The organism is Flavobacterium sp. P3_A6, from assembly GCF_056403035.1.
The window spans coordinates 180334-193241 of record NZ_JBFUGG010000003.1 but is presented as its reverse complement, the minus strand read 5'-3'; the positions used below and the strand labels follow the sequence as shown (position 1 = coordinate 193241).

The following is a 12908-nucleotide window of genomic DNA, read 5'->3' as shown; positions in this document are numbered from 1 at the left end:
TCTAGTGATGTAAAACTACTTCTCCTTCTTTCATTGGAACTGTTTGAGGCACAAAATCCTCTTCATGTCCAGGATTACTGTAATCATAAGGCCAACGGTGTACATGAGGAATCTCTCCAGGCCAGTTTCCGTGCATATGCTCTACAGGTGTAGTCCATTCTAAAGTATTAGATTTCCATGGATTTTGAACCGCTTTTTTACCGTAAAAAATACTAATAAAGAAATTGTATAAGAAAACTAATTGAAAAGCTCCGCCGATCAAAGCAAATGTTGTAATCAAAACGTTAACATTTTGCAGATCATCAAAAAGTGGGAAGTTTGTATTAGTATAATAACGTCTTGGCAAACCTGCTAATCCAATAAAGTGCATTGGGAAAAATACTCCATAAGCACAAACTGCAGTTACCCAGAAGTGAACATAACCTAAGTTCTTGTTCAGCATTCTTCCGAACATTTTTGGATACCAGTGGTAAATTCCAGCAAACATTCCGTAAAGAGCAGAAATACCCATTACTAAGTGAAAGTGTGCTACAACAAAATAAGTATCGTGAACATTAATATCCAATGTACTATCTCCAAGAATGATTCCTGTTAAACCTCCAGTAATGAAAGTAGAAACCAAACCAATTGAAAATAACATAGCAGGATTCATTTGAAGATTACCTTTCCAAAGCGTAGTAATATAGTTAAATGCTTTTACAGCAGATGGAATTGCAATCAATAATGTTGTAAAGGTAAACACAGATCCTAAGAAAGGATTCATACCCGAAATAAACATGTGGTGACCCCAAACAATCGTTGATAAAAATGCAATTGCAATAATTGACATAATCATCGCTCTATAACCAAAGATTGGCTTACGGGAGTTTGTAGCAATAATTTCAGATGTAATACCTAAAGCAGGCAAGATTACAATATAAACCTCAGGGTGTCCCAAGAACCAAAACAAATGTTCAAAAAGTACTGGAGAACCACCTTGATAATGTAAAACTTCACCAGCAATATAAATATCTGACAAGAAGAATGACGTTCCAAAACTTCTATCAAAAATCAATAACAAAGCAGCTGATAATAATACTGGAAATGATACAATACCAATAATAGCAGTTACAAAGAAAGCCCAAATAGTAAGAGGCAATCTTGTCATAGACATACCTTTTGTTCTTAAGTTAATAACAGTAACAACATAATTCAGAGAACCCATTAAAGAAGAAGCAATGAAAATAGCCATAGAAACCAACCACAAAGTCATTCCCAATCCTGATCCAGGTATAGCTTGAGGCAAGGCACTTAATGGAGGATAAATTGTCCATCCAGCAGAGGCCGGTCCTGCTTCAACAAAAAGCGAGCAGATCATGATTACGCTTGACAAAAAGAATAACCAATAAGATATCATATTCATAAAACCTGAAGCCATATCTCTAGCACCAATTTGAAGCGGTATCAGTAAATTACTAAAAGTTCCGCTTAATCCGGCAGTCAATACAAAGAATACCATAATGGTTCCATGTATAGTAACCAAGGCCAAGTAAATATCATTAGCCATAACACCATTAGGTGCAAATTTATCACCTAACAAAACATTAAAAATCTTAAAAGACTCTTCTGGCCAAGCCAATTGCATTCTAAATAGCAAAGACATACTTACACCGATAACACCCATTATGATACCAGTTAACAAATATTGCTTAGCAATCATTTTGTGGTCAATACTAAAAATATATTTAGTAATGAAAGTGTCTTTATGGTGGTGTTCGTGTTCGTGATCGTGTCCGTGATCGTGACCTTCTGCTGACATATATTTATACTTTAAATTTTCTTAATAATTATTTCATAGCTATTTTAACAACAGCTGCAGTATCTTTTGAAACAGCTGAATCTTTTCCTAAAGAAGCATCAGGCGCTGCTGGCTCAGCTTTAGAAGCTTTTACTTCTGCAACTAGAGCTGTTTTTTCACTCAGCCATTTTTTATAATCTTCAGGAGTATCAACTACAACTTTCATTTGCATATTATAGTGAGAAGCTCCACAAATTTTATTACACAATAATAAATATTCAAAAGTGTAAGGATCTAACGCTGGCTCTCCTTTTGCAACTAATTCTATACTTTTCTTAGCTCTGATTGCATTAATATTAGCAACTTTTTCAACCATATAAGGTAAAGCTTGATATTCAGCAGTCGTATAAATTGGAGTAAAAGCAAACTCAGTAACCATACCTGGCACACAGTTCATCTGCGCTCTAAAATAAGGGAAATAAGCTGAATGCAGCACATCTTGTGATCTCATTTTGAAGTGAATCTTTTTTCCTTTAGGGATATGCAATTCTGAAACCACAATATCGTCTTGAGAATAAGGATCTGATAAATCAACTCCAAGAGTATTAACTCCTTCAATCAATCTAACATTAGCTTTTCCTAATACATTATCGGCACCGGCATATCTTGCAGTCCATTTAAATTGCTGAGCATATAACTCGATAACCACCGTGTCCTCATCTTCGTCAACAAACATAATATTTGTCCAAGCATACAGACCATAAAGAATTAAACCAGCCAAAACTACAGCAGGAATTACACTCCAAATAGCTTCTAATTTGTTATTGTCAGCAAAATACAAGGCTCTTTTATCCTTATTACCTCTGTATTTGAATGCGAAATAATGCAATAAAACTTGAGTAATTGCCTGAACAGTAAAAATTAAAACCCAAGTAATATTCATTAAGCGGTCTATCAATGCACCATGCTCAGAAGCTGGAGTATGAAGTACTAAATGACCCCATGTATAAACGCCATATATTGTAAAGATATAAATGAATGCTAAAAACCCAAACATTAAATATCCCTGCACATTATTATCATCATCGGTTGCAACCTGCGAATTGTCCGAAGTCGAAGCAACTTGAGTTAAATCGAATATTTTCGTCAATTGCCATATTGCAACAGCTAATAAAACTAAAACTATAATTACCAACAAACTTGTCATCTGTTTATCTCTTTAAATATTAATAATGAAAATGTTTACTCTCTTCTATATATGGATTTCTTTTTGGTAACAAAGGAGCTTTAGTTAATGCTGAGAAGACAACAAAAATAAATAATCCAAGAAAGAATAAAACGGATGCAATTTCTGAAACACCAATAAACCAACTACCACCTACAGTACCAGGCATAATCATATTAAAGAAGTCAACATAATGACCTAACAATATTACAGTTCCGGCCATAACTAAAATCCAAGTGATACGTTTAAAATCAGTATTAATCAAAATTAAAACTGGGAATAGGAAATTCATAACAACAGCTCCAAAGAATGGTAGATTGTAAACTTGAATTCTCATTACAAAATAAGTAATCTCCTCAGGAATGTTAGCATACCAAATCAGCATAAATTGTGAAAACCATAAGTAAGTCCAAAAAACGCTAATACCAAACATAAATTTAGCTAAATCATGAATATGGCTAGAATTTACGTTCTCTAAATATCCTTTTGATTTCAAATAAATAGTAACCATAGCAATCATCGTAATACCGCTAACGAAGAAGCTAGCAAATACATACCAACCAAATAATGTACTAGACCAATGTGGATCCAAAGACATAATCCAGTCCCATGACATAATAGATTCTGAAACAATAAAGAACACTAAAAATCCAGCTGAAATATTGAAATTCTTTTTGTAGAAAGAATTATCATCTGATTCATCTTGAGCCAAACAATTTTTTCTGGAAAAATAACGATAAGCATTCCATCCTAGCAAAAATACAGCAGCTCTAACAATCCAAAAAGGGAAATTTAAATACCCAGATTTATTAGCTATAATTTTATCATGAGCAACAACTTCAGGATCCAACCATATAAACAAATGGTTGAAATGTAATCCACATAATATTAAGAATATGAAAAAAATCACAGAACCAACAGGTAAATAAGCCGTAATTCCCTGCATAACTCTAAAAAGAACTGGAGACCAACCCGCTTGTGCAACTTGTTGAATACCATAAAAAACTAATGTTCCTAAAGAAAGCAACATAAAGAAAATGCATGCTACATATAATGCAGACCAAGGCTTATTTTCTAATTGGTGTAAAACATGAGTTAAATGTTCTGTGTGCTCCGCTTCAGCTTTCACTTTTGCTTCAGCAGAAACAGCATGTGCTCCTTCAGATTCATTACTTACTTCATGATGACTACCATGAGCATCAGCAGCAAGTATTTTTTCAACATCTTGAATGTCTTTAGGCGCAGTTAAAAAACCATATCCAATTCCCAAAAGACCAATAGCCATTAAGACGAAAGAAAAAGTTTTTAATTTACTTGAAAATGTATACATATCTATTACGATCAGTTTGTTCAACAATTATTATTGTGCTTTTAGTTTAAGAACATAGTCAGCAACTAACCAACGTTCGTGAGCACTCATTTGATTTGCATGAGAACCCATAGCATTTAAACCATAAGTTTCCACATAAAAAATACTTCCTTCAGTAATATCCCTGTCTTTATAATTAGGTACACCAAGAAATTTTTCTCTTTCCACTAATTTTCCTTTACCATCTCCAGCTGCACCATGACAACTAATGCAATAAATTTCAAAAAGTGCTTTTCCTTTATCAGAATTTCTATCTAATGAATCTAATGGAGATTTTAAATTAGCCTTCGCTAATGCATATCCTTCTGGAGTATTTTCATATTCAAAAGGTTCAAAACCTCTATTTATTGAACCTACCGCAGGAAGCTGACCTTCTTTACCATTTTTAAATACATCAACCGGAGCCGGAGCATACGTTTCAGCACTCACTGCCTCATACATATTTGGAAAATACTGATAATTCGGCTTGTCTTTATTAAAACAAGATGAAACCGTTATCATTAAACCCAATACAAGTGTTATTTTATATAAACTTTTCATATCTACAATTAATGCTTTTCAATTACTTTAACTTCTACCGCACCTGTACCTTCGAAAAAAGAAACTAATTCTTCTTCATTATTGTTAACAGCCACTTCCATCAAAAAGTGATCATCAGTAGTTCTTACATCTGGATTTTCTGCTTCTTTAAATGGCCACAATCTACTTCTCATATAAAATGTAATAACCATTAAGTGAGCTGCAAAAAATACAGTTTCTTCAAACATAATAGGCACGAAAGCCGGCATATTATCAATATAGCTAAAACTTGGTTTACCACCAATATCCTGAGGCCAGTCTTGAATCATTACAAAATCCATCAAGAAAGTTCCAAAAGACAAACCACACAATCCATAAATAAAAGCACATATTGCTAAACGCGTAGGTGCAAGTCCCATAGCTTTATCCAATCCGTGAACTGGAAATGGTGTAAATACTTCTTCAATATGATGATGAGCTGCACGTGTCTTTTTTACAGCATCCATCAAAATATCATCGTCATTATAAATGGCGTATATAACTTTATTACTCATGATGTGAATGTTTATTAGCTTCTCTTTCTTTAATATAATGTTCTCCTGTAGCTTTCAATATTGTTTTAACCTCGGCTTGCGCAATAACAGGGAATGTTCTTGCATACAATAAGAATAACACAAAAAAGAAACCTATTGTTCCGATAAAAATTCCAATATCAACAAATGTTGGAGAGAACATAGTCCATGAAGATGGTAAATAATCTCTATGTAATGAAGTTACGATAATTACAAATCTTTCAAACCACATTCCGATGTTTACCACAATTGAAATTATGAAAGAAAACATAATACTTGTTCTTAATTTTTTGAACCACATAAACTGCGGAGAAAACACATTACAAGTCATCATAGCCCAATATGCCCAAGCATAAGGTCCAGTTGCTCTATTCAAGAAAGCGTATTGTTCGTATTCTACTCCAGAATACCAAGCAATAAACAATTCAGTAATATAAGCTACCCCAACAATAGAACCTGTAATCATGATTACAATGTTCATCAATTCGATATGCTGAATAGTAATGTAAGCTTCTAAGTTAGATACTTTTCTCATAATGATAAGCAGGGTGTTTACCATCGCAAATCCTGAGAAAACAGCTCCGGCAACGAAATATGGAGGGAAAATCGTAGTATGCCATCCTGGAATAACAGAAGTAGCAAAGTCCATCGATACGATAGTATGCACAGAAAGTACAAGAGGAGTCGCTAAACCTGCAAGAACTAATGAAACTTCTTCAAAACGCTGCCAATCTTTAGCTCTACCGCTCCATCCAAAACTTAGTATAGAATACACTCTTTTGTTGAAAGGCGTTATAGCTCTATCACGCAACATAGCAAAATCAGGCAATAAACCAGTCCACCAAAAAACTAATGATACTGAAAGATATGTTGAAATTGCAAATACGTCCCAAAGTAATGGTGAGTTAAAATTCACCCAAAGAGATCCAAACTGATTTGGAATTGGTAATACCCAATAAGCCAACCAAGGACGCCCCATGTGTATAATTGGAAATAAACCAGCTTGGATTACAGAGAAGATAGTCATCGCCTCAGCAGAACGGTTAATTGCCATTCTCCATCGTTGACGAAATAATAAAAGTACAGCAGAAATAAGAGTTCCTGCGTGACCAATACCAACCCACCAAACGAAGTTAGTAATATCCCAAGCCCAACCAACTGTTTTATTTAATCCCCAAGTACCAATACCTGTAGACACTGTGTATATAATACAGCCTAATCCCCAAAGGAAAGCTGTTAATGCAATTGTAAATACAATCCACCATTGTTTATTTGCTTTACCTTCGATAGGTGCGGCTACATCAACAGTTATATCGTGATAAGATTTATCACCTATAACTAAGGGTTTTCTAATGGCTGCTTCGTAGTGAGACGACATAATCCTTTATTTGATTCTTAATTAATAATTTTTGTACTAGGTATTTCTAACTTTAACGTGGTATACAACATTTGGTTTTGTTCCAACATGCTCTAATAAATGATAACTTCTATCGTCTTCTGCTAGTTTTGTAACTACAGCTTCTTTATCATTTACATCTCCAAATATCATTGCTCCAGTAGAACAAGCATTTGAACAAGCAGTTTGGAATTCACCGTCTTTTATTGCTCTTCCTTCGTTTTTAGCTTTCAAAATTGTTGCTTGTGTCATTTGAATACACATAGAACATTTTTCCATTACTCCACGAGAACGAACATTAACATCCGGATTTAAAACCATACGTCCTAAATCATCATTCATATGATAATCAAATTCACTGTTTTTGTTGTATAAGAACCAGTTGAAACGACGTACTTTATAAGGACAGTTGTTAGCACAGTAACGAGTACCAACACATCTGTTATAAGCCATTTGATTTTGACCTTGGCGGCCATGTGAAGTTGCCGCAACAGGACAAACAGTCTCACAAGGAGCGTGATTACAATGCTGGCACATTACGGGTTGGAAAGCAACCTGTGGGTTATCTCCAGCTTTTTCCATTTCATTAAATGTAGACAATGAACTAGACAAACCAGCTATATTGTCTTTTCTTTCATTATCCCCTTCGAAAGTACTTTCAGAAGAATAATATCTATCAATACGCAACCAATGCATATCTCTACTTCTTCTTACTTCAGCTTTACCTACAACAGGTACGTTGTTTTCAGCATGACATGCAATAACACATGCACCACAACCTGTACAAGCATTTAAATCAATAGAAAGATTAAAGTGATGACCGGTAGAACGGTCAAATGAACCCCATAAATCTACAGAAGTAGCTGCTACTTCTTGGTGATCTAAAGAAACCATTGGTTTTTCATTCCAAAATTCAGCATCTTTAGAATTAAAAATTTCTAGAGTTGTTTCTTTAATAATATCACCTCTACCCATAAGCGTTTTCTGACCTTGAACACAAGCAAACTCATGTTCTCCATCAGCTTTAGCAATTGTAGCTGTTTGTATATTATTGAAACCTCCGTATAAAGCATAGGCATTAATACCTACTTGCATTTCTTCTTTCAAAGCTGCTTTACGGCCATAACCTAAAGCCATTCCCACAGTTCCAACAGCTTGACCTGGTTGAACAATTACAGGAACATTTTCAAGTTTTACACCATTAGCAGTCAAAGTAACATAGCTGCCATTTAATCCACCGTTAGCAACGATTTCATTAGTTAAACCCCATTTCTTAGCATCGGCATTAGAAACAGTAACATAGTTATCCCATGAAACTCTAGTTAATGGATCTGGAAACTCTTGTAACCAAGGGTTATTAGCCTGTTGCCCGTCTCCCATTCCTGTTTTAGTATACAATACTAATTCAAGACCGGCAGATTTAGCTTGAGCTAATGCATTTGCAGCACTAGTATAATCTGCAGTACCACCAGCAGATGCAGGTATAACTCCAACATAAACACCGTCATGCAAAACTTTATTCCAAGAAACCCCTCCAGTTACTGATGCTGAAAAAGCTTTCAAATAATCATAATACGTTCCAGGAATTCCATTTATAGACAATAATATATCTTGAAATTGTTTTGTATTAAATAATGGGCGAATAGTTGGCTGAGTAAGACTATAAGTCCCTTTTGTTAACGTTAAATCTCCCCAAGCCTCTAAGTAATGAGGAACTGGAGCAGCAATTGTAGCCAAAGAAGCAGTTTCATCTTCTTTTAATGACAATGCTACTGAAGTTTTTACTTTCTTCAAACCTTCAACAAACGATTTGCTGTCTGCCAAAGTATAAACTGGATTAACACCACTCATGATTAAAGTATGAACACTTCCAGCATTCATATCTTTTAACAATTGTGCCACATTCTCATTAGATCCTTTACGAATTTGTCTGGTTCCAGAAGTAGTAAAAGCTTCACTAGCTAAAACTTGATTGATAGCAAGAACTAATAATTGAGCATTTTTATCTTGAATACCAGACACCAAAACTCCTTTAGAACCTACAGCTTTTAATTGCTGAGCCACTTTAGTAACATCTGCTTTGAAAGCAGCATCTAATGAAGTAGAAACAGATGATCCAGTAATAACATTATATATGTGAACTAATGCTTGTTTTTGATTGGCTGTAGACATGGCAACACGCTTATCAGCTGCAGCTCCAGACAAAGTCATATTAGACTCTAACTGTATGTGTTTTGATATTATTTTCTTTCCAACAGCACCTGAAGGAATTCTTCCTTTAGCATAACCTGCATCATATCCTCCACCTTGCCAATCTCCTAGAAAATCAGCACCAACAGAAACAATCACTGACGCTTTTGAAAAATCATAATCAACTAAAGCTCTTTCTCCATAAACAGTTTCAAAAGCATCCAAAGCTTCTGAAGAAGAAACAGCATCATATATTACATGTTTTGCATTTGGATTTTTGCCAATAAAATCAGCAATCAACTTTTCAGTAGATGGACTAGCCAAAGTATTTGTTAAAAACACTACTTGTCCTCCTTTTGCTTTAGCATCAACAATACTAGATTTTATTTTTGAATCAACCGCTGACCAAGAAACATTTTTAGCATCTAACTTAGGCTCTTTCAAACGCATATTGTCGTACAATGACAATATGGAAGCATGAATTCTAGCATTAGCAGAAAATTTAGCCCCAGCAATAGTGTTATTATCTATTTTGATTGGACGCCCTTCACGTGTTTTTACCAAAAGGTTTGCAAAATCAAAACCATCAAAAACCGAAGTAGCATAATAATCAGCTACTCCAGGAACGATTTGTTCTGGCTGCAACACATAAGGAATTGATAAATGCACAGGACCTTCGCATGCAGCAAGAGAAGCTGCAGCTGTACTAAAACCAACGTACTTTAAAAAGTCACGACGTGTAGTTGAAGAAGAAGACAAAGCCGCTTCATTTCCTAAAAACTCATCCGTAGGAATCTCTTCAACAAATTCGTTATTTCTAAGCGCCTCAACAATAGAACTATTTCCGTCTAGTTCTTCAACACTTTTCCAGTATTTTTTGTTTGATGACATATTATATATAAATATTAATCTTAATAATTTTTTTTTGTTCTATCCTTTAATTTCAATCACTTAACAAGTGATAACATTAAATTCCTAATAGTGACATTTACCACACTCCAAACCGCCCATCTGAGCAGCTGTAAGCTTATCTACACCATATTTTTTAGAAAGTTCTTCGTGTATTTTTGTATAATACTCATTCCCTTCCATTTTCACATCAGTTTTTCTGTGGCAATTAATACACCATCCCATAGTCAAAGGAGAGAACTGTTTCATGATTTCGAATTCTTGAACCGGACCGTGACATGTTTGGCATTCTACACCTGCAACAGTAACGTGCTGAGAGTGATTAAAATAAACAAAATCAGGTAAATTATGAATACGAATCCATTTTACAGGTTCCGTTTTTCCAGTGTAAGACTGTGTTGAAGCATCCCAGCCCACTGCTTTATATAATTTTTGAATTTCTCCATCATAGTAAGCTTTGCTGTATTCCGGAGTAGCTGTAGATTCAGCAACTTCACTAATGCTTTTGTGACAGTTCATACAAACATTTAAAGATGGAATCCCAGCAGTTTTACTTACACGAGAAGCAGAGTGACAATATTTACAATTGATTTCATTATCACCAGCATGAATTCTGTGGGAGTAATGTATTGGCTGAATTGGCTCATAATTTTGATCCACACCTACCTGCATCAAAAAACCATATACTAAATAGGCACCCGCAAGCAACATGAATATAGCCGATACCAATACTAAAAATTGATTTTTAACAAATGCTTTCCAAATTGGCAATGTTGACTCTTTCTTGACAACTTCAATGCCATTTGCAGCAGCCACTTTTCTCAACACATTATTTACTAAAACCAACATCACAATAAGTATTGCCATTACTAATGACAAAGCACCTAAAATAACATTATTAGAAATACCTGCTTCTTGCGAACCATCTTTTGCAGTAGCCGCTGGACCAGCAGCAGTAACCGGAGCTTCAGCCTTTGGCTCAGAAGTATAAGCTATAATATTATCAATATCTCCTTCAGCTAACTGAGGAAACGGAGTCATCGGAACTTTATTATTATCTTCAAAAAGCTTAACAGCGACAGCATCGCCAGATTTAATCAAATCACCGCTATTGTGAACCCACTTATAAATCCACGCCATATCATGCTTAGCAGATACACCTCTCAATGCAGGTCCAGTTGATTTAGCATCAAGTTTATGACATGCAGCGCAATTGGCGTTAAAAAGCTCTTTACCTTTTGCCGCATCACCTCCAGAACTCGCCGCTGGAGCCGCTGTAGCTGCAACCGGAGCTGCATCCTGAGCAAATGAAGCTACGGAAATACTCAACATTAATGCTAAGCTTAAAAATAATTTCCTTGAATTCGAATTATGGTTACCCACCTTTTTCATATTAATATATTGATTATCTACTAAAAATTGTTCGCTTATCATCCTAATAAATTAGAAGATGAAACCCTCCTTATTTAAAAATTTGGACAAAAATACGACTTAAGAACTATTCTCAAAACCTTAAAATAATCTTAATTATAATTTATATTAAATCTAAATAATAAATCCAATTTCAATTTCCTGTTAAAATGTTACTTTTGCAAATAAATAATCAGATTATGAGATTTTTAAGATCCGCACACCCTTTATTGGCAGTTCTAATATTTTGTTGCATTTCAACAAAATCAGGAGCTCAAAATTCGAATTTGACCCTAAATCAAGACCAAAAATTCGAACAATTACTGACAGAGAAAAGAAAATCAAACCAAAATTTGTCTTATAATGACAGATACAAAATTCAAATCTTCAACGGTATAAGCGAAACTGCCAAAAAAACCCTATCCGAATTTAAGCAGGAATTCAAAGACCTGGACGGAACTATCATTTTTAACACGCCAAATTATAAAGTTTGGGTTGGAAATTTCAGAACCAGAATGGAAGCAGAACGCAACCTTGTAGAGATCAAAAAAAGATATAAAAACGTATTTTTAATAAAACCCAATAAATAATTTCAAGCGTTGAAAAAATCTGAATTTTTATCATTTAATAAGTTTTTGAATTATTTCAACGCTAAATTTAGATGCAACTTGCGCAATAAACTCATTGAAATCTACTACAGAATTTTCATTTGCAGCATCAGAAATAATACGGATAATTATATAAGGAATATCATATTCAAAACAGACCTGAGCCACTGCAGCGCCTTCCATTTCTACACATAAAACATCTGGAAGAACAGCTAAAAGATTCTCTTTTTCAAGAGTGCTGGAAAAAAATTTATCCCCGCTGGCTATCTGTCCAATAACAGCTTTTTGGGCAGTCAATGAAAATAATTCCTGCTGTTTTGGAGAAAGCAAATGAATTAAACTCCCCTTTTCCACTAATTCATTTATCTGCTCAATTACATTATCTAGAATATATTTTGGCAAAAAGATTTCTGTTATTCCCAAAAGAGGAATTTCAAACCGCTTCATTATGGGCCGGGCATCCAAATCATGCTGTACCAAACTATTTGCAATAACAATATCACCTATATTCAAATCATGTCTAATTGCACCAGCAACTCCTGTGAATATTAATTCTGTTATTCCAAATTCAATAATTAAATGAGTTACCGTTGTGGCGGAAGCTACTTTCCCCCAACGAGAAAAAACCACTACAGCTTCAACATTATTTATTGTACCTGTATAATAGCTCCGCATTCCCTTTACTACTTCTTTTTTATCTTTAAGCAGGGAAACAACTCCATTAATTTCCTCGGGCATTGCACCCAGTATTCCAATTCGCTTTTCTTTCATTATAAAAGTTCATTTTAAACTATTCAGACCTTTGACCAGAGTTTAACTCCATTGCAAATAATCACAAAGAAGCAATATATTTATCCTTAGCCCCGATTGCTTCGCCAGTTCGCTTCGCTTGAGTGAAGTAAAAATCCTCGCAGTTTTTACGAAGAGATTGTA

General features: G+C 34.7%; 10 protein-coding genes. 1 reads left to right on the top strand and 9 read right to left on the bottom strand.

From position 1 onward, the window contains the following. Nucleotide 1: 1 nt before the first annotated feature. The 8 genes from AC1DVP_RS04345 to AC1DVP_RS04310 form a co-directional block, all read right to left on the bottom strand. Nucleotides 2-1798, bottom strand: coding sequence for a cytochrome c oxidase subunit I (locus AC1DVP_RS04345; protein ID WP_477182318.1), 1797 nt, complete (start codon nt 1796-1798; stop codon nt 2-4). Nucleotides 1799-1826: 28 nt separating this feature from the next. Continuing rightward, nucleotides 1827-2984, bottom strand: a complete 1158-nt coding sequence (locus AC1DVP_RS04340; RefSeq protein ID WP_477182317.1) for a cytochrome c oxidase subunit II — start codon at nt 2982-2984, stop codon at nt 1827-1829. 19 nt (nt 2985-3003) lie between these two features. Further along, entirely contained in the window at nt 3004-4332 is a 1329-nt protein-coding gene (locus AC1DVP_RS04335; protein WP_477182316.1) for a quinol:cytochrome C oxidoreductase, read from the bottom strand. Between the two features lie 30 nt (nt 4333-4362). Continuing rightward, complete coding sequence (locus tag AC1DVP_RS04330; protein ID WP_477182315.1) at nt 4363-4911, bottom strand: c-type cytochrome; 549 nt, start codon at nt 4909-4911, stop codon at nt 4363-4365. Nucleotides 4912-4919: 8 nt separating this feature from the next. Further along, nucleotides 4920-5444 carry a DUF3341 domain-containing protein gene (locus AC1DVP_RS04325; protein WP_100842289.1) on the bottom strand — a complete coding sequence of 175 codons (525 nt, stop codon included), beginning with the start codon at nt 5442-5444 and terminating at the stop codon, nt 4920-4922. After that, entirely contained in the window at nt 5437-6840 is a 1404-nt protein-coding gene (nrfD, locus tag AC1DVP_RS04320) for an NrfD/PsrC family molybdoenzyme membrane anchor subunit (protein ID WP_111409728.1), read from the bottom strand. Before nrfD ends, AC1DVP_RS04325 begins: the two co-directional genes overlap by 8 nt. A gap of 36 nt (nt 6841-6876) precedes the next feature. Further along, nucleotides 6877-9939: a TAT-variant-translocated molybdopterin oxidoreductase gene (locus AC1DVP_RS04315; RefSeq protein ID WP_477182314.1), complete on the bottom strand. Its 3063-nt coding sequence runs from the start codon at nt 9937-9939 to the stop codon at nt 6877-6879. 84 nt (nt 9940-10023) lie between these two features. Continuing rightward, a complete protein-coding gene (locus AC1DVP_RS04310) occupies nt 10024-11349 on the bottom strand; it encodes a c-type cytochrome (RefSeq protein WP_477182515.1) in 1326 nt (441 codons plus the stop codon). 218 nt (nt 11350-11567) lie between these two features. Here AC1DVP_RS04310 and AC1DVP_RS04305 point away from each other — a divergent pair, with 218 nt between their 5' ends. Continuing rightward, nucleotides 11568-11957, top strand: coding sequence for an SPOR domain-containing protein (locus tag AC1DVP_RS04305; protein WP_477182313.1), 390 nt, complete (start codon nt 11568-11570; stop codon nt 11955-11957). Nucleotides 11958-11987: 30 nt separating this feature from the next. On the opposite strand, the gene AC1DVP_RS04300 is transcribed toward AC1DVP_RS04305, so the two are convergent. Then, the gene (locus tag AC1DVP_RS04300; protein ID WP_477182312.1) at nt 11988-12746 is read right to left on the bottom strand and encodes a 5'-methylthioadenosine/adenosylhomocysteine nucleosidase; all 759 of its coding nucleotides are present in this window, start codon (nt 12744-12746) and stop codon (nt 11988-11990) included. Nucleotides 12747-12908: the final 162 nt, after the last annotated feature.